This window comes from Haloechinothrix halophila YIM 93223, assembly GCF_000504245.1.
In the GTDB taxonomy this organism is placed as follows: Bacteria; Actinomycetota; Actinomycetes; order Mycobacteriales; family Pseudonocardiaceae; genus Haloechinothrix_A; species Haloechinothrix_A halophila.
Map to the genome: position 1 here is coordinate 4,317,870 of NZ_KI632509.1, position 24,436 is coordinate 4,342,305.

Consider the following 24,436-nt stretch of genomic DNA (forward strand, 5'->3'; position numbering starts at 1 on the left):
GCCCTGACCCCGAGGATGTCCCCGGGGACCGCAGGACGCCGTGGCCGGCTTGGGTGCCTTCGCACCTGCCGGACCGCGCACACGCACGCGAAGTCAATCCGCGCAAGGCGGACCGCATGGCTTAGTGTACGCGGGGTGTCACGGCCGTTGAGCAGCGGATAGGCCTGCGCGAGTTGTTCCCATCCCCCGGACGTGTCGCCGTCGTGGATGCGGCTGGCGCCATCGGCGTGCGAAGTTATCCCCATTTCCACGGGAGCCTGCCATGACGGGTTCTGGCGGGCCACGGTACGGGCATGACGACACGACGACCGCGCATGCCACTGCGTGCCCTGTTGCTGCTGGTGTTCGGGGTGATGGCGCTGCTTCCGGCGGCGACCCTGTCGCCAGGTGCCTTCGCGACCGAGACTCTCGCCGACAGCGATCGATCGGATCCACCCCGGTTCGAGTGGCCATTACCGGGCAGACCCGACGTCGTCCGGCCGTTCAGCGCGCCGCTCTCCCCGTTTGGGCCCGGCCACCGGGGCATCGACCTGGTAGCCAAACCAGGCACGCCGGTGTACGCGGCCAGCGACGGTGTGGTGATCTTCGCTGGAAGGCTCAACAACCGGGGTGTGGTCTCGATCGACCATCAACTGCTGCGTACCACATACGAACCGGTGGAACCGGTGGTCACGAAGGGTGAGCAGGTCTATGCGGGCCAGCAGATCGGCACCCTCAGACGCGGCCATCCCGGCTGCGTACCAGCCTGTCTGCACTGGGGCGTCCGTAGAGGAACGGCACCCACGGAGTACCTCAACCCGCTTCCGCTACTGACCGCGCACACCACGCTCCGGCTGAAACCATGGCCGGAGTGAGCCGCGCACCTCCCGGCGAGGCTCGCCTACGTGGTCAGACACCAGCCTGCTCGGTCAACTTGGCGCGCAGCCGCAGCACCGCCCTGGTGTGCAGTTGGCTCACCCGTGATTCCGTGACGCCGAGGACCTTGCCGATCTCGGCGAGTGTGAGGCTCTCGAAGTAGTAGAGGCTGACCACGATCCGGTCGCGCTCGGCGAGCTGCGCGATCGCGTCGGCCAACTGCCTGCGGTTGTCCCTGTCGACCAGCACCGAGACCGGGTCGATCGCGTCATCGTCCGGCAGCGCGTCGACCAGCGAGCCGGAATCCCGGCCGGCGCCGATCAGCTCCTCGAGCGCGACGACGCTGGTCAGCCGCAGCTGACCGTAGAGGTCCCTGAGTTCACTGACGGTGTAACCAAGTTCGTCGGCGAGTTCGACATCGGTCGGGGTGCGGTGCAGCCGTCCGCCGAGGCGTTCCAGCGCGCGCTCGACTTCGCGTGCCCTGCTGCGCACCACCCTGGGAACCCAGTCCTGCGAGCGCAGATCGTCCAGGATCGCGCCCCTGATGCGCTGCATCGCGTAGGTCTCGAACTTCCAGCCCCTGTCCGGGTCGAACTTCTCGATGGCGTCGACGAGGCCGAAGACACCAGAGCCGATCAGATCCCCGGTGTCGATGTGCGTCGGCAACCCGGTGCCGACGCGGCCCGCGACGTACTTCACCAACGGTGCGTAGTGCAGCACCAGCCGATCACGCAGCGCGCGGCTCGGCGAGCAGACGTAGTCACGCCACAGCTCGTCGATATCAGCGGTGGGGGTGCCGGTGTCGATGTGTCCGTTCCGATCTGTCGCGTGCTCGTCGGGCGGTACCTCGGCGTGTTCCCGCTCGGTCGTCGTGGCCGGGTTCATGGCCGTCTCAACAACTCGGGACGCCGCCTTGTCACCGATGCGGTCGTCACGCTCGGGGATGGGTTCGGTCATGTATCGCCTTCAGCCGCTCGACGGTCACATGAGTGTAGAGCTGGGTGGTGGCTAGCGTAGCGTGACCAAGTAACTCCTGAACGCTGCGAAGGTCCGCCCCACCGTTGAGCAGGTGCGTCGCCGCGGAATGCCGTAATCCGTGCGGGCCGATGTCCGCGGCACCAGGCACGGTATCCACCGCGGAGTCCACGATCCTACGGACCGCGCGCTGCCCGATGCGGCCACCGCGCGCGCCGAGAAACACGGCATTGTCCGCTACCCTCCGTGATTGCTGGTTAGCAGCCCGGGACGAGCCCTCGGAGCCATGCTGGGACGTGGCGCGGTCGCCCGCCAGTCTGGGTCTGCCATGATCAAGCCACCCCCGTAGGGCCGCGGCCGCCGGTTCCCCGAACGGCACCATGCGCTCTGTTCCTCCCTTGCCGAGCACCCGCAGCAGGCGCACCGAGAAGTCGATGTCGTCGAGATCGAGACCGCAGAGTTCCGCGACCCTGATGCCGGTCGCATACAGCGTCTCCAGAATCGCGTTGTCCCGCAACGCCACCGGGTCCTGCTCGGCGGCCGCCGTGCCGGACGCGCACAGCATCTTCCCCGCCTGATCGGCGCTGAGCACGGCGGGCAGCGTCCGCCGTGGGCGTGGCGCGAGCACCCGCACGCCGGGATCGGTGTCGAGGTGCCCCGCCCGGTGCGCCCACGCGGTGAACGTGCGCACGGACGCCGTCCGGCGCGACATGGTGGAGCGGCTGATGCCCGCCGCGTGCTGGGCGGACAACCAGCCGCGGATCTCGCCGATGTCCAGTCCGGTGAGGTCGGCGTCGTCCGGCACCGGCTCACCACTGGTGTCGTCCGATCCGTTCTCCCCATCGCCAGGGCTGGCCGCCTTCTGGGCGGCGTCAGTCACGCCGTGAAAGCGTGCCAGCAACGCCACGACATCGCCCAAGTAGGCGCGCACGGTGTGCTGGGACAGGCCCCGCTCCGCGCTGAGGTGGTGTTCGTAGTCCGCGACGATCGCCGCCGTCGCACGCGGCAGCACCGCCCACAACGCGGCAAGACCGGGCGCGTGGACACGCCCATTCCCTCCGTCCCTCGCCATGCTGTTGACGCTGCGCGAGCGGGCCCGCGTCGTCAAGCACCGTCAGCCCGTGTCGCACCGTCCGCGACCCGAGCCACGCCGCCACCCGGCCTCGCATCGCTGGCTGAGACCGTCGAGTTCCAACGCACACAGCACCGCGCGAGCCTTGGCCACGGGCACGCCCGACTCGGCGGCGATCCACTGGACCGACCGCCCGGCGCGCGGCAGCAGCGCATCGTGCACGCGCAGTGCGTCGCCACTGAGCCGGTCGGTACCTCGGCGCGGCGGTTCGGCGGGCCTTGCGAGGTCGATGCCGAGCCTGCCGACGTCTTCCAGGACGTCGTCGGCTGTGGTGACCAGCCTGGCGTCCCCGGAGCGGAGCATCTCGTGGCAGCCGGACGACGTGCGCGACGTGAGCGGCCCTGGCACCGCCATCACCGCCTTGCCGAGCGTGGCGGCTGTCCCCGCGGTGTTGCGGGCACCGCTGCGCCGGTCGGCCTCCACTACGACCGTGCCCGCGCTCAGCGCCGCGAGCAGCCGGTTGCGCACCAAGAACCGGTGCCGGGCGGGTGGTGCCGCGTCGGTGTACTCGCTGAGTACGATGCCGCGCTCCGCGATGCGTCGCAGCAGCGTCTGGTGCCCGGCCGGGTAACCAGCATCGAGCCCGCAACCGAGCACGGCGGCGCTCACACCGCCTGCCGCGAGTGATCCCCGGTGCGCGGCGCCGTCGATGCCATACGCCGCGCCGGACAGCACCGTCACGCCGGACTGGGCGAGGGTGTAGGACCACTCGGCGGCGATGTGTTCGCCGTAGCCGGTCGCGGTGCGGGACCCGACGATGGTGACCGCCCGATCAAACGCCTCGTTGAGCTGGGCTGGTCCGCGTCCCCACAGCGCGATGGGCCCGGTCATGCCCGCGACGCCGCGTCCGTCAGCTACCCGCAACGACAGCAACGGCCACTGCGGCCACTCGTCGTCCTCCGGGATGATCAGCCGCATCCCGGCCTCCTGGGTGCGAGCGAGGTCAGCGCCGGTGACTTCGCGGCCGCCGCGGGCGGTCGTCTCCTTGGCAACGGCGTCCGGCACCGCGCCATCCCGGATCCGGCCCGCGGCCTCGACGGGACCGCACTCCGCGATCAGCGCGGCCACGGCGGGCGCGGGCGGTTCAGCGACGGCGAGCAGGTACGCCCTGGCGAGCCGGATCTCACTGATGTCGGTCATGCCGCCGCCCTGTCTCGCAGGTCCATCGCCGCCGCCACTTCGTCTGCCCCTGGTCTGCCGCGGCCGGCAAGGTCGGTCAGCGTCCAAGCGAGCCGAAGACACTTGTCCGCACCACGAGCCGTGAGAAATCCGCGTCGCAAGCCGCGGTCAAGCAGCGCGGTAGCGTCGGGACTCGGGGCGACGGTGGTACGCAGCCGAGGTCCGGGCACGTCGGCATTGGTCCGCCAGCCGTGTTCCGACCAGCGCTGTCGCGCCCGGTCCCGTGCCGCGACAACCCGCTCGCGGACCGTCGCGGTCGATTCGGGCTGCTCGGCGAGAGCATCGTGCATGGTCTTGACCGGGTGCATCGGGACGGTGATATCGACTCGGTCCAGCAGCGGCCCGGACAGTTTGCCGAAGTAGCGCCGTCGCGCCATCGCTGAGCAGGTGCATTCCGCTTCGTGGCGTGGCGCGCACGGGCACGGGTTCGTCGCCATCACGAGCTGGAAACGTGCCGGGTAGGTCACGACGCCGCGCGCCCTTGCGAGCCGGACCTCACCCTCCTCCAGCGCGGTGCGCAGCGAATCAAGGCGGTTGGCGCCAAACTCACAACTCTCATCAAGAAAGAGCACGCCACGATGAGCCTTGCTGACCGCCCCCGGCGCAGCGAGCTGTGATCCGCCACCGATCAGCGCCGCGGTCGAGATGGAGTGGTGCGGCGCGATGAACGGTGGCGTTCGTACCAGCGGTGCATCCGCTGCGAGCGAACCGCCGACGGAGTGCACCGCCGTCACCTCAAGGGCCTCGCCGGTCGACAGCGGCGGCAGCAGGCCAGGCAGGCGTCGCGCCAGCAGAGTCTTGCCTACGCCCGGCGGACCAATCAGGAGTATGTGGTGGCCGCCAGCCGCCGCGACCTCCATCGCCCAGCGCGCTTCCGGCTGACCTCTGACGTCGGAGAGGTCGGCGATCTCGTGCTCGACCGGCTCGCGTGGCTCCGGCGCGGGCCGCAGCGTCACGACATCACGACACCAGGCAAGGACTTCGGCGAGACTGCCCGCGCCCAGTACCTCGACTCCATCGACGAGACCGGCTTCGGCCAGCGTGTCGTGCGGCACGACGACCCGGCGAAAACCGTGGTCGCGAGCGCCGAACACACTCGGCAGCACGCCGCGCACCGGCCGGATCCTGCCGTCGAGCGCAAGTTCACCGAGCAGCACGGTGCCCGCGAGCTTCCCGGCTGGCACGGTGCCCGCCGCCGCGAGCACCGCCAGTGCGATGCCCAGGTCGTAAGCGGAGCCGACCTTGGGCAGATTCGCCGGGGACAGCCCAAGCGTCACCTTCCTGGCTGGCCAGTCGCAGCGGGAGTTGCGCACGGCGGAGCGAACCCTGTCCTTGGCTTCGCGCAGCCCGGTATCGGGCAGCCCGACGAGCGTCGTGCCGGGTAGGCCGACACCGATATCGGCCTCGATCTCTACCGGAACGCCGCGCACGCCGAACAGCGCCATGGACCACACCCGTGCGATCGGCATCAGAACGCACCCTCGATGTGCTCCAGCCACGCCTGCCCGTCCTCGTCGAACAGCACACTGATCACGTCGAACCGGACCGGTCCCCACGGGCGGTGATACGTGCACTGCCATTGCTGGGCGAGCCTGCGAATGCGGGCGATCTTGGTGCGAGTCACCGACTCGGCGGGGACGCCGAAGCCCGTCCCGGAGCGGGTCTTGACCTCGCAGACGATCAGGAGCGTGCCGCGCGAGGCGATGATGTCCAGTTCGCCCGCTCTGCTCCGCCAGTTTCGAGCCAGCACCGTGCAGCCCTGCTGCTCCAGGTGTTGCGCCGCGAGATCCTCACCTTCGCGTCCCAACTCCTGCTGCGTGGCGCCCGTGCGCCGGTCGACTGCCATCGCCTACCCCCAGTTCGTGACCCGTCATGTGTGGCCACACCACGGTCACGCGGCGATGGGTGCGAAACCAGACCGATTTCGCGGCTGTGGACAACTCAGCGCGGTGGATGAGCTGGTGCGTTAACCATCAGTCAACGAGGAGGCCGGGCCAGCAGACGACCAACGAGAGGCCGCGCCGTGGCACGAACAATCAGCCAGCGAAGGGACCGTCCTCCGGCAAGCGGAGGTCCGGTTTGTCGAGTTCTTCGACGTTGACGTCCTTGAAGGTGATCACCCGGACGTTCTTCACGAAGCGTGCGGGCCGGTACATATCCCAAACCCAGGCGTCGGACATGCTGACCTCGAAGTACACCTCGCCACCCGCGTCGCGGACCTGCACGTCCACCGCGTTGGCCAGGTAAAACCGCCGCTCGGTCTCGACGACGTACGTGAACTGGCTGACGATGTCGCGGTACTCCCGGTAGAGCGAGAGCTCCATCTCCGTCTCGTACTTCTCGAGATCCTCCGCGCTCATCGTGCTGGTGTCCCTCCCGCCTGCAAGTCGGCTGTCGTCTCCTCGATCCGTCCATTCTGACTCACGGCGTCCTCGGCAGCACGGAGCGGCCCCGAGGCCACCGCGCGCACCGACGCGGCGCTCCGCAACACCCGCCGCGGCACCGCCGCGCCGTGATCTCGCCCAGCCATGGCGACATTGGCGAACGACCAACGGTGCATGTCGCACGGTCCGTACTCGGTGAGCGCGGCGGTGTGATCGCCGGTGCTGTAACCCTTGTGCACATCAAAACCGTACATCGGGAACCGATCGTGCAGATCGACCATGATGCGATCGCGGGTGACCTTCGCGAGCACCGAGGCGGCGGCGACGCACGCCGCGACCCGGTCGCCCTTGCGCACCGGCATATTCGGTGCGGTCAGCCCTGGCACCCGGAACCCGTCGGTGAGCACGTAACCGGGGTGCCGGTCCAGCCGTGCCACCGCCCGCCGCATGCCTGCGATGTTGGCCGCGTGCACGCCGTCGGCGTCTACTTCATCCGGCGGGATGACGACGACAGCGAACGTGACCGCCCGCGCCAGCACCTGGTCATAGATCCGCTCCCGTGCGGCGGGCGTGAGCAGTTTGGAGTCGGTCAGATCAGCGAACCGGGCGCCGTCACCGGTCCGCAACACGCAGGCCGCGACGACGAGCGGGCCGGCACAGGCACCCCTGCCCGCCTCGTCGACCCCGGCGACCGGACCGAGCCCACGCCGATCGAGCGCGCCCTGCAGGCCCCAACTCCCCGAGTCGTACCGGATCGGCACGCGCGCGGGACGCAACGCCGTAACCGTCACCCGCTCGCCTCCTGCTGTGGGTTGTAGTCGCTGACGGTTCCCCAGCGGCCCGGTGGCAACACGATGACGCGGGCCTTGCCGATGATGTTGTCGACCGGCACGGGACCGTTCACCCGCGAGTCGCTGGAGTTGTTGCGATTGTCCCCCATCACCCACACCATGCCCTCAGGCACGGTCACCGGTTCGAACGTCCGCTGCTCCCGCGGCACGCCGGGCGGGAAGTACACATAGGGCTCCTCGAGCGGCTCACCGTCGACCACGACGCGGTTGTTCTCGTCGCAGCAGCGCACGGTCTGCCCCTCGAGAGCGATGATGCGCTTGACGAAGTCCCGTTCGTCCGGCGGCGCGAGCCCGACCAGTGACCCGAGATACTGCACGAACCCAGCGAAGACATTCTCCGAGTCCGACGTCTGGGCGCCTCCCAGCCACGACTCCGGCCCCCGGAAGACGACGACCTCCCCCGGCTCTGGCTCCGAGAACCGGAACACCATCTTGTCGACAAGCACCCGGTCCGGCGTGCAGCCGGTGCAGCCGTGCAGCGTCTGCTCCATCGACCCGGACGGAATCATGTACGGCCGCGCGATGAACTGCTGGATCACGAAGGTCAACAGCAATGCGACCAAGATCAGGATCGGGAGCTCTTTCCAGAACGACCGCTTCTTGCGCGGCGCACGCCCACGATCCGGCCCCTCGTGTTGGTCGCCGTAATCGTCGTCAGTTACGTCATCGGACACGTGCGCAAGGTTACGGTAACCGGCTGGCGACGCTGAGTCCGACCAAGGCGTGTCCGGTCAGGGCAACGGCAGGCCCTCTTGCGGGTTGTAGTCGCTGACCGAGCCCCACCGACCAGGTGGCAGCACGATGACCCGCGCCTTGCCGATGATGTTCTCGACGGGCACGGCACCCCGGACTCCACCGCCGCCTTGCACACGGGAGTCACTGGAGTTGTTGCGGTTGTCCCCCATCACCCACACGGCACCCTCCGGGACCGTGACGGGGCCGAACTCCTCCTGCTCCTGGTGATACGGCGACGCCCAGTAGAGATACGGCTCGTAGAGCGGCTCGCCGTCGACGACGACGCGGTTGTTGCCGTCGCAGCAGCGCACGGTCTGCCCGCCGACAGCGATGATGCGCTTGACGAAGTCCCGTTCGTCCGGCGGCGCGAGCCCGACCAGCGAGCCGAAATCCTGGAACACATCGGTCAGGCTGCCCCGCGACGTGTCGAGCGGGACGTCGTTCTCCGTCCACGGGCGCGGGCCCTTGAAGACGACAACGTCGCCGGGCTCGGGGTCGGTGAACTGATAGGTCAGTTTATCGACCAGCACTCGGTCCGGCGTGCAGCCGGGACAGCCGTGCAGCGTCTGCTCCATCGACCCGGACGGGATCATGTAGACGCGCGCCACGAGGTGTTGGATCGCGAAGGTTAGCACCAGCGCGACCACGATCAGGATCGGCAGTTCTTTCCAGAACGACCGCTGCTTCTGTGGCTTGCGGATCCGATGCGCGCCGCGTGATGGCCTCGGTCCGGCGGAATCGTCGTTCAGCCGGTAGTGCCGCAGCCGACGCTCGCCTTCAGAGCTACCCGCAGACACGACGTCGACCACAATGCCAGGTTACGGCACTGGGCGCCGTGTCAGGAGGCGGACGGCGCCTCTCGCCGCTCCTTGATCTTGGCGGCCTTGCCGCGCTTGTCGCGCAGGTAGTACAGCTTCGCCCTGCGGACGACACCGCGCTTGTCAACCTCGATCTTGGCGATGTTCGGCGAGTGCAGCGGGAAGGTGCGCTCGACACCGACGCCGAAGGAAATCTTGCGCACGGTGAAGGTCTCGCGGATGCCACCGCCCTGGCGAGCGATCACCGCGCCCTGGAACACCTGGGTGCGCTCCCGGTTCCCCTCGATGACGCGGACGTGAACCTTCAACGTGTCGCCTGGCCGGAAGTCCGGGATATCGGAACGCAGCGACTCGGCGTCAAGAGCGTCCAGGGTGTTCATCGGTGGTCCGTCCTCATCGTCGCACTGGGTCTACGTACACGGAGGCGCGCTTCGAGCGTGGTGCGAGTCGCCTCAGAGATGCGGGCGCGCCGACACCGGCTGCGCCAACTAGATAAGTATTACAGACAGCGAGTAGGCGCCGGCATCCGGGGTTCGCTGACGGTCAACCCCGCTGTTCGCGCAGCTCAGCGAGCAGCCGCCGGTCGGCGTCGTCGAGGTCTTCGTCCGGCAGCGCGTCGAGCAGGTCAGGCCTTCGCTGGAGGGTGCGGATCAAGGCCTGGTCCCTGCGCCAGCGGTCGATCTTGGCGTGATCCCCCGACCGCAGGACATCGGGGACAGCGAGCCCACGCCACTGTTCAGGACGGGTGTAGCTGGGCCCTTCCAGCAGGCCGTGCAGCGAGTCAGCGAACGAGTCCTGCTTGGCCGACGCCGGGTTGCCGAGCACGCCGGGCAGCAGCCGCACCACGGACTCGACGATGACCAGTACCGCCGCCTCTCCCCCAACGAGCACGTAGTCACCGATGGAGACCTCGTCGACCGGCATCCGCCGGGCCGCGTCATCGATGACGCGCTGGTCGATGCCTTCGTACCGGCCACAGGCGAAGATCAGCCGCGACTCGCGCGCGTACTCGTGCGCGACCGCCTGGGTGAACGGTCGTCCCGCGGGGGTCGGCACGACCAGCCGCGCGTCGGTGCCCTCCGGCGCGACGTCGTCGAGTGCTTCGCCCCAGACCTGCGGCTTCATCACCATGCCGGGTCCGCCACCGTATGGGGCGTCGTCCACGGCGCGATGCACGTCGTGCGTCCAGTCCCGCAGGTCGTGGACGTCGAGGCTGATCAGGCCGCGTTCGATCGCGCGGCCGAGCAGCGCGGCACGCAGCGGCTGCAGGTACTCAGGAAAGATGGTGACGACGTCGATGCGCACGCCCGCAGCGTATCCGCTTGGGGCGCGGCCAGAGACGCCGTGGTGACTAGTGCGGTGTCAGTCGAACAGGCCATCGGGCGGGTCGATGACGACCCTGCCCGCCGCGACGTCGACCGTGGGAACGATTTCCTTAACGAACGGGACAAGAACATCCCTGCCGTCGACGTCGAGCGCGAGCAGCTCGCCCGACGGGACGTGCACGACCTCGCGCACGGTGCCCGCCGGGGTGCCGTCGACGAACTCGGCAGCCAGCCCGGACAGCTCGTGGTCGTAGAACTCGTCCGGGTCTTCGGTAGGCGGAAGATCGTCGGTGTCGGCGAGCAACAGCGCACCACGCAACGACTCGGCATCGTCGCGGCCAGCGACCTCCTCGCAGCGCACCAGCAGCCTGGCACCGTGGCTGCGGGAGGCGGCCACGGTCAGGCTGCGTGCCGACTGACCGCGCCGCTTCGCCGTCAGCACTGTGCCGACGGCGAAGCGCAGTTCCGGCGAATCCGTGCGCACGTCAACGGCCAATTCCCCGCTGATGCCGTGCGCTTTGGCGATCCTGCCGACAGCGACTTCCACTGACCTCCGCCGACTTTCCGCTGAGTTTTCGCCGCTGCTGGTTATCTGTCGGTGTCCACGACGTCGACCCGAACACCTCTGCCGCCAATACCACTCATGACGGTGCGCAGGGCGGTCGCGGTGCGCCCACCCCTGCCGATCACCTTGCCGAGGTCATCGGGGTGCACGTGCACCTCGAGGGTGCGACCACGGCGCGTGGTGATCAGCTCGACACGGACATCATCCGGGTGCTCGACGATGCCCCTGACGAGGTGTTCGAGTGAGTCGGCCAGGAAGCTCACGCCTTGTCCTCGGCCGACTCCGCCTCCTCAGGCTTGTCCTCGGCCTTGTCGCCGGCACCGGACTCGTCAGCCTTGTCGGCCTTGGCGCTCTTCTTGGGCTGCTTCTTCTTCGGCGTGGTGGCCTCGGTTGACGGCTCTTCGCCCGCCTCGGCCAGCGCCTTGTTGAACAGCTCCTGCTTGGTCGGCTTCGGCTCGGCGACCTTGATGGAGCCTTCAGCACCCGGCAGGCCCTTGTGCTTCTGCCAGTCGCCGGTGACCTCAAGGATCCGCTGCACCGGCTCGGTCGGCTGCGCACCGACACCCAGCCAGTACTGCGCACGCTCGGAGTCGACCTCGATAAGGCTCGGCTCTTCCTTCGGGTGGTACTTGCCGATCGTCTCGATGGCCTTGCCATCACGACGGGTGCGAGCGTCGGCGACGATGATCCGGTAGTACGGTGCCCGGATCTTGCCAAGGCGCTGCAGTTTGATCTTGACGGCCACGGGTGTGGGACTCCTTGCTTCTCTCGTTTGGTCGCGGGTCGGCCGCGCGCGCTTCCGAGTGGGGACGGATGCGGCAGCCGGAAGTTCTCATAGGCCCCGGCGCGGTGAGAGGGGTCCGGCCGGGACGGGCAAGCAAACATTCTGCCAGACGCACCTGTCTTCCCTGCGCCCACCCGTCCTGCGGGGGCCAGTGCCACCCGTTCTACAGGTTCATGACGCCGAGCGCGGTGAGCAGAATCGCCACGGCTGGCAAGAAGTTGTTCACCTGGTGCGCGACGATGCTGCCGAGCAGCCGCCCGGTGACCAGCCGGGCCAGCCCGATCGGAATGGCGATGACCAGCAGCAGCGATGTCCGAAGCGGTTCGAGGTGGCTCACCGCGAACAGCCCGGTGGAGAGCGCGAACGCCGCAAGACGGCCCCAGCGTTCGCTGCCCCAGTGCAACCGCTCGACCGCGCCCCAGAGCAGCCCGCGATAGATGATCTCCTCGCAGATTGGTCCGATCAGCCACAGGTAGCAGAACATCACCAGCGCCGCCTTGACCGACATCGGCTGGTCCGCGACCAGCGCGCCGATGGCGGACTGCGCGTTCTCCTCGCCGACGAGGTTGGTCCAGACCGCGACACCGGCCGTGGTCACGACCAGCCCCAGCGCGCCGAACTTCAGCCCGACCTTGACGTCGTCCCAGCGCCATTCCAGCCGGAGGTCGGTCATCGGGCCGTTGCCGCGCACCACCGTGATCAGCAGGGCGGCAACCGCGGCGATGCCGGTGGGCGCGATGGTGCCGATCAACACGTCACGCACCGGAATGGAATCCCGGGGCTCGTCCCCTCGCAGCAACACCGATACCAGCGCGGCTGACGCCAGCAACAAGGCTTCGACCAGGAGAAACGCCCCGAACCCCCAGCGGTGGCTCGGATAGGTCCGCGCATCGGACACTGCCGTCACCATGCCCCCACCAGTATCAGCGCCGCGGGTGGTGTGTTGTTCACCGCGTGTGCGACGAAACTCGCTCCGACCCTACCGGTGATCAAGCGAGCCGCACCGAAGGCGAGTCCCTGACCAATGAGCACGATGGTCCGGGCGGCGTCGGTGTGCAGGTAGGCGAACAGCACCGTGGTGAGCACCAGGACCGCCCACGGTGGCACCCGGTAGTGCCGCAGCGCCCGCCACAACGCGCCGCGCATCAGCAGTTCCTCGGCCAGCGGCGCGGCAAGCACCATGATCACCGCGAGGAGGATGAGCACCACCGGCGAGCCGTCCAGACCTGACAGCACCTCGCGCAGCGGCGCGTCGGAGACCTCGCGCTCGCCGTACACCGGCCGCAGCAGCCAGGTCAGCCCGAACCCGGCTACCAGCGCCGCGGACCCGCAGAACAGTCCGACGCGCAGGTCACGGCGATTCGGCAACGGACGGAAGTCCCGCAGCAGGCCCTCGCCCCAGCACAACGAGCCCAACACCGGGCCAACGGCCAGCGCCACCGTCGGCACGAACGCCAGCACCACCGCCGAGTCGAAATCCTCCTCAGCCGTGCCGGGCAGGAACAGCGCGAAGACGACGTTGAGCAGGTGATACGCGCCGAGGCCCATGACAAACGCCAGCAGCGCCCAGTGCGCGCCGAAAACCAGCCTGGCGTGCGTGGACAGCGTCGCGTCGTCCTGCCCGCCGGGTTCCCCGCCGGAGCTCACCGAACAACCACACCGCGCAGCACGATCGCCGATGGGTCGCGCAGCACGGCGAGGTTGTCCCTGGGATCGGAGTCGAAAACAAGCACATCGGCCTCGGCGCCGCCGACGAGCCTGGAGTAACCGAGCCATTCCCTCGCGTGCCAGGACGCGGCGCCGATCGCTTGCTCCGGGGTGAGTCCCACCCGGTGCAGCGCCTCGATCTCGTCCACGATGCGGCCGTGCTGGACGACGCTGCCCGCGTCGGTGCCCGCGTACAGCGTCACACCGGCCTCGTGGGCGGCGCGGATGGTGTCATCGCAGCGGGCGTGCAGGTCGAGCATGTGGGCCGCGTAGTCGGGGAACTTGCTGGCCTGCGCGGCGATGTCCGGGAAGTTCTCGATGTTGGTCAGCGTCGGTACCAGCGGTACGTCACGGCGCACCATCTCGGCGATGGTCTCGTCGGTGAGACCCGTACCGTGCTCGATGCAGTCGATGCCAGCCGCGAGCAGCCCTGGCAGCGCCGTCTCACCGAAGACGTGCGCCGTCACCCGCGCGCCGCTCTCGTGCGCCACTTTGATCGCCTGGTCGAGCACGTCGTCCGGCCACAGCGGCGCGAGATCGCCGACCTCCCGGTCGATCCAGTCACCGACCAGTTTGACCCAGCCGTCGCCGTAGGCGGCCTGCTCCGCCACGAACTCCGGCAGCTGCTCTGGCTCTTCCAGATCGATGCCGAAGCCGCGCAGATAGCGCTTGGGCCGGGCGAGGTGCCTGCCCGCGCGCACGATGCGTGGCAGGTCGGCGCGCCCCTGCAGCGACCGGGTGTCGATCGGCACGCCGCAGTCGCGCAGCAGCAGCACTCCGGCGTCGCGCTCGGTGTACGCCTGCTGCTCCGCGGTGTCCAGGTCAACCGGGCCGTTCGCGCCGATGCCGATGTGGCAGTGCGCGTCGACAAGCCCTGGAAGCAGGTACCCGGAGCGCACCACCGTCTCCGCGCCCGCGACCGGCTCATGCGTGATCATGCCGTCGACCAACCACAGGTCGCGTTCCTCACCGTCCGGCAGGACAACACCGTGCAGGTGGAGCGGCGTCACGAGAACCCCTTCCCTCGACTCGGCCTAGCGCTGACCTTCCAGTGTCGCCTCGGCTCGCCGTAGCGGCGCCGTCATGGCTGGCAACCGGGCTACTTCTTCTTCGGCAGTTTCAGCTTCGAAGGGTCGAAGCCGGGGGGCAAGTCGTTCATGCCGCCGCCGAACTGCGAGGGGTCCGGCCCGCCCTGACCACCGCCAGGAGGCGGCATCATCGGCATGCCACCGGGGAAGCCGCCGCGCGCCTTGGGCTGCGTCGGCCCCTTGTTCTTTGCCTTCTTCCCCTTCTTACCCTTACGCTTCTTGGTCGCGCTCTTGCCGCCGCCCATGCCGAACTGCCCGGCCATCTGCTGCATCATCTTGCGCGCTTCGAAGAACCGGTTCACCAGGTCATTGACCTCGCGGACCTGCACACCGGAGCCGAGCGCGATCCGGGAACGGCGCGAACCGTTGATGATCTTGGGGTTGGCCCGCTCCTCCGGTGTCATGCCCCGGATGATCGCCTGCAGCCGATCGAGGTGGCTGTCATCGATGCCCGCGAGCTGGTCTTTCATCTGACCAGCGCCGGGCAGCATGCCGAGCAGGTTGCCGATCGGCCCCATCTTGCGCACCGCGAGCATCTGGTCGAGGAAGTCCTCCAGCGTCATCTCGCCAGTGCTGAGCTTGCTCGCCGCCTGCTCGGCCTGTTCCTGGTCGAAGGCCTGCTCAGCCTGCTCGATCAGGGTGAGCATGTCGCCCATGCCCAGGATCCGGCTCGCCATCCGGTCCGGGTGGAAGGTGTCGAAGTCCTCCAGCTTCTCGCCGTTGGACGCGTACATGATCGGCGCGCCAGTGACCTCCCTGACGCTGAGCGCGGCACCGCCTCGGGCGTCACCGTCGAGCTTGGTCAGCACGACGCCGGTGAAGCCGACGCCGTCACGGAACGCCTCCGCCGTGGACACGGCGTCCTGACCGATCATGGCGTCGACGACGAACAGCGTCTCGTCCGGTTCGACCTCGTCCCTGATGTCGGCGGCTTGGCGCATCATCTCTTCGTCGACACCGAGGCGGCCCGCGGTGTCGACGATGACGATGTCGTGCTGTGCCGAGCGCGCCTCGGTGACACTGTCCCGCGCCACCGCGACCGGGTCGCCGACGCCGTTACCCGGCTCCGGCGCGAACACCCGCACTCCCGCGCGCTCCCCGACCACCTGGAGCTGCGTGACGGCGTTGGGGCGCTGTAGATCACAGGCGACGAGCAGCGGCGCGTGGCCCTGCTTCTTCAGGTGCATGGCGAGCTTGCCCGCCAGCGTCGTCTTACCGGAACCCTGCAGACCGGCGAGCATGATCGTCGTCGGCGGGTTCTTGGCGAGGTTGAGCCTGCGGGTCTCGCCGCCGAGGATGCCGACCAGTTCCTCGTTGACGATCTTGATGACCTGCTGCGCCGGGTTCAGCGCCTGCGAGACCTCCGCGCCCTTGGCGCGCTCTTTGATCTGGTTGATGAAGGTGCGCACCACGGGCAGCGCGACGTCCGCCTCGAGCAGCGCGATCCTGATCTCACGCGCCGTGGCGTCGACGTCGGCGTCGGACAGCTTGCCCTTGCCGCGCAGGTTCTGCAGGGCCGAGGTGAGCCGGTCGGATAGGGTCTCGAACACGAGTGGATACTCCAGCGGGTCGATGAAGTGGCTGCCTTCCCGCCGCGCGAGCGGGAGGACCCTCATGACAACCGTATCGCGCCACACGCGCCCGCTGGCTGGGAGGATGCCCGTCGGCCGTTCGGAGCCGGACCAGAACCGGTGGGCAGGGCGTGGTTTCCCGTCGCCGTCGATCTTGTCGAAACAGCCCCATCGGCGGCGTCGTCGCTGGCACAATCGGCAGCGCTGAAACAGAGGGGGCGACATGACGGGTTTCGGAGTCGGGTCCGAATCGTTGCGAGACGCGGCGAAGGCGGCAGGTGATGCCGCCGATCAGGTGGGCGCTATGGAGCTGTCGATCGGTGCCACGCTCAACACCGCATTGCCCGGCAGCAGAGCAAGCGGGCTCGCAGCGAACCTGGACACGCATCTCGGTGACGAGAAGAACGCGTGGCAGAAGGCCATGGGTGACTATCGCGACAATCTCAACACGGCGGCCGACCGATACGACTCGGATGAGCAGGCGGCCGAACAAGACTTCGACGGCATGAGGCCGCGCTGATGGCGAGTTGGAACGAGATCAAGGAGTGGTCGGCCGCCGAGATCGGTACCGCGGCCGACGTCATGGTCAAGGCCCGCAAAGACCTCGTCGGTCTACAAGAGGAGATCGACGCTTCGGCCACGCCGCGCGAGTGGGAGGGCGATGCCGTTGACTCGGCCAAGGCGGCGCTGCGCAAACGCAAGCAGGAGCTGGAGATCATGGCGGCGGAGACCGCCGCGCTCGCCAGCGCACTCGACGGAGCCGAGCAGGCCGTGCGGTCGCTTCACCGCACGGTTGAGGAACTGGACACAGTTGCTGCCAAACACCAGTTCCGTATCGACAACGGCGAGGTGGTCGATACCGCCGACGGCGACTCGGAGGAGTTCTGGCTCTCGCGCATGGCCACTCGGACTGAGCTGGTCTCCGGGGTCGCGGGCGTGCTAACCGCTGCCGAGGAGATCGATGACGACCTGACGCGCACCATCCAGCGGGTCGTCGATGGGGAACTGGACGACGGCGGCGCGACCACGTTGGCCGACGCGGCAGACGCGGGCGAACAGCGGGTCGAACTCGATGAGTTCGATGATCAGATCCGGGAAAAGTACCAGGTCTCCCCCGACCCCGACGGCATGACCGAATGGCCGGACGGAGTGACCGGCTGGGCTTGGGAACAGCTAGGTAACGACAAGAACCAGGTCACCGCCACCGAAGCGGAGATACTCGACGAGCTGCAGCTACACGAGGGCATCCTGGGGGTCAAGGAGCTGGCCGATATCCGGCAGGACGCGCTACACCGTGGCGAGACCGTTTTCGACGGCGAGGGAATCACCGACGGGCACAGCGACGCGTTCCGGCACGCCTACTGGAACGCACGCATGGCCCAACGGTTCGGCGACGAGTGGGCAGCCGAATTCGCCACCGCGCACGAACGTAACCCGGAGTCGCATGCCACTCCGGTCGCGATGGACCTGCACAACAACGAGGTCGGCAGGCGTATCGCCGCCGAGAACCCTGACGCCAGCCCTGAGGAGCTGGTGGGGCTGATCGAGCAAGCGGTCCGCGACGGCGAGATGGTAGTCATCGACAACGAGGGCACGGTGGCTCCGAGTGATCAGGTCCAGCACGGCGATACCTACGACACCCGCGACAACCCGTGGCCGACCAACAACGAGGACCGTAACGACCACACCACGCCGGACGAACCGTCCACCTATCCAGACGATCGATACTGATCCCCATGCGAATGCTGATCATCATGGCCGTGCTCGCCGTGGCCTCGGCCTGCTCGTCCAACGGCACAGGAGAGACCTCAGTGGAATTCGACAACACGTTCGCCGATCAGGTCCGGCAGATCAGAGACGAGCAGACCACCAGGCCGCTGAAGGGGTTGCTGCCCGGTGAGTGGACAGCGGTGGACATCCTCATTGGCCCAGCGAGCGGGGCTCGGGTCGAACGCATCATCGGCGTGCCGGTCGAACTCGCCGGTGACGGCACGTATGGCGGCGATTACGTCCAGGACGGCAACCTTCTCATCCTGTGGCGCGACGACGAGATCGTGCGAATGATCAGCCTTGGCCAACTGGCCGCGCTGCGCGAAGGACGGTACCGCTCCGATGTCACGCTCGCGGGCAAGGATGGCTCGGTTCTGCTGCGCAATCCCGACGGTTCACCTGCGGATCAGCTGACCGGCGGCCCATAGTCCCGCCGCCGCTGTGCGATGCTCCAGGTCCTGACCAGCCTTCAACGTCCGGTTGCCTGGCCACTGGCGGCGGCGAGCACCGCTTTCTCAACGCCCTTGCGCCATTCCACGTCGCTGCGCCCGCCCTTCGGCCGCAGCGCGAACGAGTCGACGCAGGACGCGCCCAGCGTGGCGACGCGCGCCCAGCGCACCTCGGCGTCACAGGACCGCAGCGCGTCGGCGACCCGATAGAGCAGCCCGATCCGGTCGGTGGCGCGCAGTTCCAGCAACACGGTGTCGGCGCCTTCGGTTTCCTCGTCGAACCACAGCACCCTCGGTTCCGCGTGCTGCGGGTGGTCGCCGTAGTCGCGTTCCTTTGACGCCAGTTGCTCGCCGAGCGCGTCTGGCGCGCTCACCGCTCGGGCGAGCTTCTCCCGCAGCAGCGCCGGATCGGGTGGGGTGCCGAACCGAGGTGATGCGTTGAACAGCCCGACCCGCACACCCGCGTGAACGTGCGACGACGCCTGGTGCACTTCGAGGGACTGCAGCGCCAGCGCGCCAGCGGCAGGGGCGAGCAGGTCACCGCCCGGTGGCGCGGCGATCGCGATGGTGGCGACGTTGCCTTCCGACGTCACCAGCACCTCGCTGCGGCCGGATGACTTGGCGGTTTCGGCGAGCATCCGCTGCCGGTCGTCGAGGGGCTCTTCGGTGACAAGCGGGCGACCCCGCATGACCTCCTTGCACCGCGCGACCAGCTCCCGCAGCAGCCCCGCCCGCCACTCGCTCCACACGCCTGGTCCGGTGGCCAGCGCATCGGCCTTGGCGAGTGCGTGCAGCAGTTCGAGCAACACCGGGTTCTCGTCCAGTGTTGCCACGACCCGCTGCACCGTCTCCGGCTCGCTGATGTCGCGGCGCAGCGCCGTGTGCGGCAGCAGCAAGTGGTGGCGCACCATCGCGGTGAGGATCTCGACGTCGTCGTCACCGAACCCGATGCGCCGCGCCACCTCGGCGGTGATCGCCGCGCCGAGTTCGGAATGGTCGGTGCCACGTCCCTTGCCGATGTCGTGCAGCAGCGCGCCCAGCACGAGCAGGTCCGGCCTTGACACCGTGGTGGTGAGCGCGGACGCCTCGACGCAGGTCTGCACCAGGTGGCGGTCCACGGTCCAGCGGTGCACCGGCTCGCGGGGCGGCAAGTCGCGCACCGCGCCCCATTCGGGGAACAACCGCGCCCACAGGCCGGTGTTGTCCAGTGCCTCCACCGCGTCGACGAAGCCTCCGCCCGCGCCGAGCAGCGCGGTCAGCTCGTGACGCGCCTCAGCAGGCCACGGACTGCGCAGCTCTGGCGCGGAGTCGGCGAGTGTGCGCAGCGCCGCGTAGGTGATGGGTTTGCCGGTACGCGCCGCCGAGGACGCCACCCGCAGCAGTAACGCGGGATCCTTGGCTGGCAGCGCGCCCTTGGCGAGCGCGACCTCGTTGCCGTGCAGCACGACACCTTCGTCAAGTGGTTTGCGGGCCGCACGCAACCCGAAGGCGCGCTTCGGTGCGTCAGCGTTGGCGCGGAGCGCGACGTCGACGGCGTAGCGCACCGCTCGTCCCGCACCCGCCAACTCGCGGGCCAACGTGAACCGGTCGTCGAAACCGAGCGTCGCGGCGATCTTGTCGGCCTGCGGCGCGCCGAGGACGTCGCGGTCACGGCGCAGCTCGAGCCGCAGTTCAGTGCGCACGTCGAGCAATAGCGTGCGGGCGCGGTCCAGCTCGTCGCCGGGCCGGTCAATCAGCTGGGCCGCCGAGAGCGCGTCCAGCAGTCCGAGGTCGCGCAGCCCGCCGCCGCCGTACTTGAGATCGGGTTCCGCCGACTGTCCGATATCGCCAGTACGCCGCCAGCGTTCCCGCACCGAGTCGGCCAGCTCCCCGATGCGTTTGCGCGCGGTGCGTTGCCACTGCTCCCGCGCCGCCGTGGCCAGCGACGCGGCGAGATCGGCGTCGCCCGCGATGTAACGAGCGTCGAGCAACCCCAGTTGGGTGCGCAGGTCCTTGCGGGCCACCGCGAGCGCTTCCGACGTCGTGCGCACCGAGTGGTCGAGACCGACGCGGGCGTCCCACAGCGGGTACCACAACGCGTCGGCGACCTCAGCGATCCCTGGGGTGCCGGTATGCACCAGCACCAGGTCGAGGTCCGAGTAGGGCACGAGTTCCTCGCGCCCGAGGCCGCCGACGGCGACCAGCGCGACACCGGGATGGTCGGTGTCGACGCCGGCCGCCGCCGCGCCTTTCCCCAGCCAGAACTCGTAGAGGTTCACCAGCGCCGCACGCAGCGCCGCCGCCCCCAACCTCCCGTTCTTGGTTTTGCTGCCGAGCAGCCGTTCGGCCGCCTCGACAAGCTCCCCTGCGATCACGGGCGCTTAGAGCGCGTCCGTGCCGCGTTCACCGGTGCGGACCCGGACCACCTGCTCGACCGGGGTCACCCACACCTTGCCGTCACCGATCTTGCCGGTGTGCGCGGCGCTGGTGATGGCCTCGATGACCTTGTCCACACTGGACTCGTCCGTGACCACCTCGATACGCAGCTTCGCGACGAAGTCGACGGCGTACTCCGCGCCCCGGTAGACCTCGGTGTGGCCCTTCTGCCTGCCGTAGCCCTGGACCTCGCTGACGGTCATACCGAGCACGCCGAGCTGTTCCAGCGCACTGCGGACGTCGTCGAGGGTGAACGGCTTGATGATGGCGGTGATCAGCTTCATGACTTGCTGTCCTCCAGCTTCTTGGTTGCCGGAGCGGTGACGGAGCCACCGGTCCTTCCGCCGCGCAGCGCGCCGAACTCGTAGGCGACCTCGGCGTGCTCGGCCTCATCGATACCAGAGACCTCGACGTCCTCGCTGACCCGGAAACCGATGGTCTTGTGGATCGCGAGGCCGATGATCATCGCCACCGCACAGGAGTAGATCATCACACCGAACGCACCGGCCAGCTGCGGCACGACCAGGTCGAGGCCACCGCCGTAAAGCAGGCCCTCGGTGAAGGCCTCCTCGGTCCCGGCGCCCGGGTCGACCGTGGACGTGGCGAACAGCGCGATGGTCGCGGTGCCGATCAGGCCACCGATCATGTGGATGCCGACGACGTCGAGCGAGTCGTCGTAGCCCAGCTTGTACTTCAGGCTCACCGCCAGCGCGCAGACGACACCGGCGATGAAACCGATGGCCAATGCGCCCCAGGTGTCGACAAAGGCACACGCCGGGGTGATGGCCACAAGACCGGCGACGATGCCGGAAGCGGCACCGAGGCTGGTGGCGTGCCCGTCGCGGATGCGCTCGAGCAGCAGCCAGCCGAGCATCGCGGCACAGGTCGCGGTCAGCGTGTTGACGAACGCGATACCGGCGACGCCGTCGGCGGCGTACGCGGAACCGGCGTTGAAGCCGAACCAGCCGAACCACAGCAGACCGGCGCCGAGCATGACGAACGGCAGGTTGTGCGGCTTCATCGGCTCCCTCGGCCAGCCCTTGCGCTTGCCGAGCACGAGCGCGAGACCCAGCGCGGCAGCACCCGAGTTGATGTGCACCGCGGTGCCACCGGCGAAGTCGAGCGCACCCATCTCGGCGATCCAGCCGCCGCCCCAGACCCAGTGCGCGACCGGGAAGTAGACAAGGGTCGCCCACAAGCCCGCGAACAGCAGCCACGGCCCGAACCGCACCCGGTCGGCGATGGCACCCGCGATCAGCGCGACCGTGATGATGGCGAACATCGCCTGGAACGCGACGTCGACGGTGGTGCCGGTCGGGTCGGCGGACGGGTCCATCAGTCCGTTGAGCCCGATCGCGTCGGACGACCAGCCAAACAGGGTGCCGATGGTGTCGCCGTACGCGATGCCGTAGCCGTAGACCACCCACAGCACGCCGATCAGGCCAATCGCGCCGAAGCACAGCATCATGATGTTGAGCACGCTCTTCGAGCGGACCATGCCGCCGTAGAAGAACGCGAGACCCGGCGTCATCAGCAGCACCAGCGCGGAGCTGGTGAGCAGCCAGGCGGTATTACCTTCCATGGTGTCTCCTCGAGACGCACTCGCCTACATGACAATTGGCCCAAAGCATGGGAAAGCCATGTTGCGCGGAATGACGCGTGACGTTTCTCTGTCGTGAACCAAGCGACAGGATCTGTTAACGGTGCGTTTCGCGCATCCGCTGTCCACCCCCTGTTCGGATGATGCGGGAGAGCATGACCAGGGATATTGAACCGAGTGCGACGGTTAACGCACCGTCGGTGACCGGCGGTGTGGCCGCGCCCTCGGTGCTGCGTGCCCTGCGGTGCTCGGTGTGCGGCGCGGAGTTCGCCGAGGCGGGGCGTGCCCTGCGATGCGCCCACGGCCACAGCTTCGACATCGCCAAGCAGGGCTACGTGAACCTGCTGCACGCGAAAGTGCCCGCTGGCACGGCCGATACCCCGGCGATGGTGGCCGCGCGGGCAGCGTTCCTGGACGCGGGTCACTATGCGCCGCTCGCGGACGCGGTAGCGCGGGCGGCGGAGGCATCCGCGCGAGTCCCCCGGTCCGGGGGCGCGAGTCCCGACTTCCAGCGGCATGAGTTCCGAGATCTGGCGGCGCTGCCCGAACTTGTGCTCGACGCGGGGGCAGGCACGGGCTACTACCTTGCCGCGGCCCTCGACGCGCTGCCGAACGCCGCGGGTCTCGCGCTCGACCTGTCCGCCGCCGCGTGCCGTCGCGCGGCGCGTGCGCACCCCCGCGCCGCCGCAGCGGTGTGGAACACCTGGGAACCGTTGCCGCTCGCGGACGGCTGTGCGTCGGTGATGCTGAACGTATTCGCCCCACGCAACGCTGCGGAATTCCGACGGGTGCTGCGCGACGACGGGGTGCTCGTCGTCGTGACACCGACGTCATCGCACCTGGCTGAGCTGGGCGAACTCACGCTCGCCGTCGATCCGAGGAAGGACGAGCGGCTGACGGAGGGGTTGTCGCGGCACTTCGACCGGGTTGACGCTGAGGAGGTCAACTACCCGCTGGAGTTGTCCGCGTCCGAGACACGGACACTGATCGAGATGGGACCGACAGCGCATCACCTCTCCCCCGGCGCGCTCGACGCGCTACCGGACGCCGTACGGGTCACCGTGTCGTGCACGGTCGCCGTGTACCGGCTTCGGGATGAGGCGGCATGACCGAGTTCAGCGCGGTGTTGATCACCGACCCGGAATGGATGTCGGAACGGCTGCGGCTCGCCCGCGCGTTGTATGGCTCGGCGCCGAACCGGGTCCTGGGCACGGTGTGGTGGTACTCGACGTCGTCGGTACTGGTCGCACCGCCGTTGGAGGCACTGCTGCACACCGGGCGGGCAGTCGATCCGGCCCTGGACGCCGTGACGCTGCAGATTCACCCGGACGGTCGACTGGTCGACGCGCACTCATCCCGCCCGTTCAACGGCGACGCGTCCGCGATGGGCCAGGCGATGGGCGCCGCACTGGCGGCGGCCATCACATCGGTGTCGTCCGCATGCGGTGCCAGCGAGCGAGCGTTGTGGGCGATCGCGGCGGATTCGATCGCCAACCGGGCGTTGTGGGCGGGTCAAGCCGTCGGTGACGTCGACCGCGCGTTGGCCGTGGTGGACGCGGTCTCGGACGGCATCGGCTCGGCGCTGCCCCGGCCGCGCTTCGAACGCTACGGCGAGCGCGTCGTGGTGCGGCGGGTGTCCTGCTGCCTGATCGACAAGGCAACGGGTCTCCCCAAGTGCGCCAGCTGCCCCAACCAGCACCCTGACGAGCGCGCCCACCGCATCCGAGCCGCCCTGCCGTAGGCCCGCTGCCTCCCCACCGTGTCCCTCGTTCCGGACGCCGTGTCCCCCGTTCCGGACGCTGTGTCCGACACTCACGACGTCGTATTCGGCAGTCGTGCGGACCCAGCTGTTGTGACGTCGTCAGACACGCCACGTCGTTGAGACCCGCACAGGTTTGTCACCACCACCTGCGGGTACGCCGTGACCACTACAGCTCCGATCAGGAGGTAACGATGGAGCGCGGAAGCGAGAAGCATTCTCCTCGCCAGGACGAGGCGCTGAAGGAAGAACTCGAAGGCATGATGCGCGGGGACAAGCCGACGCGTGCGGAAACCTGGCGTGATCCGGAGCCGCCCGCTGAGGACGACCCGGATGTGCCACCGTTCGAGCCGCGCACGAACGCTCCTGAATGACCAACACAGCGTCGGGAATGCAGGACACAGCGTCCAGAACGACGGACACAGCGTCGGGAATGCAGGACACGGCGTCAGGAACGTCGGACACGACGTAGGA

The 24,436-nt window shown here is 68.5% G+C and carries 28 protein-coding genes; 7 read left to right on the forward strand and 21 right to left on the reverse strand.

Annotated features, from left to right (window positions below; translation table 11 throughout):
* Nucleotides 1-293 precede the first annotated feature (293 nt).
* Nucleotides 294-854: a M23 family metallopeptidase gene (locus AMYHA_RS19620; protein WP_034273360.1), complete on the forward strand. Its 561-nt coding sequence runs from the start codon at nucleotides 294-296 to the stop codon at nucleotides 852-854.
* Between the two features lie 34 nt (nucleotides 855-888).
* Here the strand turns inward: AMYHA_RS19620 and AMYHA_RS19625 are convergent, their stop codons facing one another.
* From AMYHA_RS19625 to ffh, 18 genes are all read right to left on the reverse strand, one after another.
* On the reverse strand, nucleotides 889-1,812 hold the full coding sequence (locus AMYHA_RS19625; protein ID WP_231104832.1) for a FliA/WhiG family RNA polymerase sigma factor: 924 nt from the start codon (nucleotides 1,810-1,812) through the stop codon (nucleotides 889-891).
* The gene (locus AMYHA_RS19630; RefSeq protein ID WP_084037387.1) at nucleotides 1,787-2,902 is read right to left on the reverse strand and encodes a tyrosine recombinase XerC; all 1,116 of its coding nucleotides are present in this window, start codon (nucleotides 2,900-2,902) and stop codon (nucleotides 1,787-1,789) included. The genes AMYHA_RS19625 and AMYHA_RS19630 overlap by 26 nt, the downstream gene beginning before the upstream one ends.
* A 42-nt stretch (nucleotides 2,903-2,944) precedes the next feature.
* Nucleotides 2,945-4,102: a DNA-processing protein DprA gene (dprA, locus tag AMYHA_RS19635; RefSeq protein ID WP_034273365.1), complete on the reverse strand. Its 1,158-nt coding sequence runs from the start codon at nucleotides 4,100-4,102 to the stop codon at nucleotides 2,945-2,947.
* Nucleotides 4,099-5,610 carry a YifB family Mg chelatase-like AAA ATPase gene (locus tag AMYHA_RS19640; protein WP_034273366.1) on the reverse strand — a complete coding sequence of 504 codons (1,512 nt, stop codon included), beginning with the start codon at nucleotides 5,608-5,610 and terminating at the stop codon, nucleotides 4,099-4,101. Before AMYHA_RS19640 ends, dprA begins: the two co-directional genes overlap by 4 nt.
* On the reverse strand, nucleotides 5,610-5,987 hold the full coding sequence (locus AMYHA_RS19645) for a YraN family protein (RefSeq protein WP_034273368.1): 378 nt from the start codon (nucleotides 5,985-5,987) through the stop codon (nucleotides 5,610-5,612). The genes AMYHA_RS19640 and AMYHA_RS19645 overlap by 1 nt, the downstream gene beginning before the upstream one ends.
* A 190-nt stretch (nucleotides 5,988-6,177) precedes the next feature.
* Nucleotides 6,178-6,501, reverse strand: a complete 324-nt coding sequence (locus AMYHA_RS19650; protein ID WP_034273369.1) for a DUF2469 domain-containing protein — start codon at nucleotides 6,499-6,501, stop codon at nucleotides 6,178-6,180.
* Nucleotides 6,498-7,316 carry a ribonuclease HII gene (locus AMYHA_RS19655; RefSeq protein WP_034273371.1) on the reverse strand — a complete coding sequence of 273 codons (819 nt, stop codon included), beginning with the start codon at nucleotides 7,314-7,316 and terminating at the stop codon, nucleotides 6,498-6,500. Before AMYHA_RS19655 ends, AMYHA_RS19650 begins: the two co-directional genes overlap by 4 nt.
* Nucleotides 7,313-8,050 (reverse strand): signal peptidase I, encoded by a 738-nt coding sequence (lepB, locus tag AMYHA_RS19660; protein WP_084037388.1) that lies wholly within the window; start codon nucleotides 8,048-8,050, stop codon nucleotides 7,313-7,315. Before lepB (AMYHA_RS19660) ends, AMYHA_RS19655 begins: the two co-directional genes overlap by 4 nt.
* A gap of 57 nt (nucleotides 8,051-8,107) precedes the next feature.
* Nucleotides 8,108-8,920: a signal peptidase I gene (lepB, locus tag AMYHA_RS19665; protein WP_084037389.1), complete on the reverse strand. Its 813-nt coding sequence runs from the start codon at nucleotides 8,918-8,920 to the stop codon at nucleotides 8,108-8,110.
* Between the two features lie 29 nt (nucleotides 8,921-8,949).
* Nucleotides 8,950-9,309, reverse strand: a complete 360-nt coding sequence (rplS, locus tag AMYHA_RS19670) for a 50S ribosomal protein L19 (RefSeq protein WP_034273373.1) — start codon at nucleotides 9,307-9,309, stop codon at nucleotides 8,950-8,952.
* A 163-nt stretch (nucleotides 9,310-9,472) separates the two neighbouring features.
* Entirely contained in the window at nucleotides 9,473-10,234 is a 762-nt protein-coding gene (trmD, locus tag AMYHA_RS19675) for a tRNA (guanosine(37)-N1)-methyltransferase TrmD (protein WP_034273377.1), read from the reverse strand.
* Nucleotides 10,235-10,291: 57 nt separating this feature from the next.
* Nucleotides 10,292-10,801 (reverse strand): ribosome maturation factor RimM, encoded by a 510-nt coding sequence (rimM, locus tag AMYHA_RS19680; protein WP_034273379.1) that lies wholly within the window; start codon nucleotides 10,799-10,801, stop codon nucleotides 10,292-10,294.
* Nucleotides 10,802-10,842: 41 nt separating this feature from the next.
* Entirely contained in the window at nucleotides 10,843-11,082 is a 240-nt protein-coding gene (locus AMYHA_RS19685) for an RNA-binding protein (RefSeq protein ID WP_034273382.1), read from the reverse strand.
* On the reverse strand, nucleotides 11,079-11,564 hold the full coding sequence (rpsP, locus tag AMYHA_RS19690; RefSeq protein WP_034273385.1) for a 30S ribosomal protein S16: 486 nt from the start codon (nucleotides 11,562-11,564) through the stop codon (nucleotides 11,079-11,081). The genes AMYHA_RS19685 and rpsP overlap by 4 nt, the downstream gene beginning before the upstream one ends.
* A 202-nt stretch (nucleotides 11,565-11,766) precedes the next feature.
* Nucleotides 11,767-12,513, reverse strand: coding sequence for a CPBP family intramembrane glutamic endopeptidase (locus AMYHA_RS19695; protein WP_034273387.1), 747 nt, complete (start codon nucleotides 12,511-12,513; stop codon nucleotides 11,767-11,769).
* On the reverse strand, nucleotides 12,507-13,250 hold the full coding sequence (locus AMYHA_RS19700) for a CPBP family intramembrane glutamic endopeptidase (RefSeq protein ID WP_330760618.1): 744 nt from the start codon (nucleotides 13,248-13,250) through the stop codon (nucleotides 12,507-12,509). Before AMYHA_RS19700 ends, AMYHA_RS19695 begins: the two co-directional genes overlap by 7 nt.
* The gene (locus AMYHA_RS19705; RefSeq protein ID WP_034273390.1) at nucleotides 13,247-14,320 is read right to left on the reverse strand and encodes an amidohydrolase family protein; all 1,074 of its coding nucleotides are present in this window, start codon (nucleotides 14,318-14,320) and stop codon (nucleotides 13,247-13,249) included. Before AMYHA_RS19705 ends, AMYHA_RS19700 begins: the two co-directional genes overlap by 4 nt.
* Before the next feature lie 89 nt (nucleotides 14,321-14,409).
* Nucleotides 14,410-15,948 carry a signal recognition particle protein gene (gene ffh / locus AMYHA_RS19710; protein ID WP_034278070.1) on the reverse strand — a complete coding sequence of 513 codons (1,539 nt, stop codon included), beginning with the start codon at nucleotides 15,946-15,948 and terminating at the stop codon, nucleotides 14,410-14,412.
* 244 nt (nucleotides 15,949-16,192) lie between these two features.
* Between ffh and AMYHA_RS19715 the strand changes: the two genes are divergently transcribed.
* From AMYHA_RS19715 to AMYHA_RS19725, 3 genes are read left to right on the forward strand one after another with little or no spacing between them, the layout of a single operon-like run.
* On the forward strand, nucleotides 16,193-16,489 hold the full coding sequence (locus AMYHA_RS19715; RefSeq protein WP_034273393.1) for a hypothetical protein: 297 nt from the start codon (nucleotides 16,193-16,195) through the stop codon (nucleotides 16,487-16,489).
* Nucleotides 16,489-17,700, forward strand: coding sequence for a DUF6973 domain-containing protein (locus AMYHA_RS19720; RefSeq protein WP_034273395.1), 1,212 nt, complete (start codon nucleotides 16,489-16,491; stop codon nucleotides 17,698-17,700). Before AMYHA_RS19715 ends, AMYHA_RS19720 begins: the two co-directional genes overlap by 1 nt.
* Before the next feature lie 5 nt (nucleotides 17,701-17,705).
* Nucleotides 17,706-18,167, forward strand: a complete 462-nt coding sequence (locus AMYHA_RS19725) for a hypothetical protein (RefSeq protein WP_034273397.1) — start codon at nucleotides 17,706-17,708, stop codon at nucleotides 18,165-18,167.
* Nucleotides 18,168-18,208: 41 nt separating this feature from the next.
* Here AMYHA_RS19725 and AMYHA_RS19730 read toward each other — a convergent pair whose 3' ends face one another.
* Genes AMYHA_RS19730 through AMYHA_RS19740 form a run of 3 tightly spaced genes read right to left on the reverse strand, consistent with a single transcriptional unit; the run spans nucleotide 18,209 to nucleotide 22,185 of the window.
* Nucleotides 18,209-20,542 (reverse strand): [protein-PII] uridylyltransferase, encoded by a 2,334-nt coding sequence (locus AMYHA_RS19730; protein WP_034273398.1) that lies wholly within the window; start codon nucleotides 20,540-20,542, stop codon nucleotides 18,209-18,211.
* A gap of 6 nt (nucleotides 20,543-20,548) precedes the next feature.
* Nucleotides 20,549-20,887 (reverse strand): P-II family nitrogen regulator, encoded by a 339-nt coding sequence (locus tag AMYHA_RS19735; protein ID WP_034273400.1) that lies wholly within the window; start codon nucleotides 20,885-20,887, stop codon nucleotides 20,549-20,551.
* Nucleotides 20,884-22,185 carry an ammonium transporter gene (locus AMYHA_RS19740; protein WP_034273401.1) on the reverse strand — a complete coding sequence of 434 codons (1,302 nt, stop codon included), beginning with the start codon at nucleotides 22,183-22,185 and terminating at the stop codon, nucleotides 20,884-20,886. The genes AMYHA_RS19735 and AMYHA_RS19740 overlap by 4 nt, the downstream gene beginning before the upstream one ends.
* A gap of 173 nt (nucleotides 22,186-22,358) precedes the next feature.
* Here AMYHA_RS19740 and AMYHA_RS19745 point away from each other — a divergent pair, with 173 nt between their 5' ends.
* The 3 genes from AMYHA_RS19745 (at nucleotide 22,359) to AMYHA_RS19755 (ending at nucleotide 24,336) form a co-directional block, all read left to right on the forward strand.
* Nucleotides 22,359-23,312: a putative RNA methyltransferase gene (locus AMYHA_RS19745; protein ID WP_231104833.1), complete on the forward strand. Its 954-nt coding sequence runs from the start codon at nucleotides 22,359-22,361 to the stop codon at nucleotides 23,310-23,312.
* On the forward strand, nucleotides 23,309-23,944 hold the full coding sequence (locus AMYHA_RS19750; protein ID WP_034273404.1) for a (2Fe-2S)-binding protein: 636 nt from the start codon (nucleotides 23,309-23,311) through the stop codon (nucleotides 23,942-23,944). The genes AMYHA_RS19745 and AMYHA_RS19750 overlap by 4 nt, the downstream gene beginning before the upstream one ends.
* A gap of 212 nt (nucleotides 23,945-24,156) precedes the next feature.
* Complete coding sequence (locus tag AMYHA_RS19755) at nucleotides 24,157-24,336, forward strand: hypothetical protein (RefSeq protein WP_034273405.1); 180 nt, start codon at nucleotides 24,157-24,159, stop codon at nucleotides 24,334-24,336.
* Nucleotides 24,337-24,436: the final 100 nt, after the last annotated feature.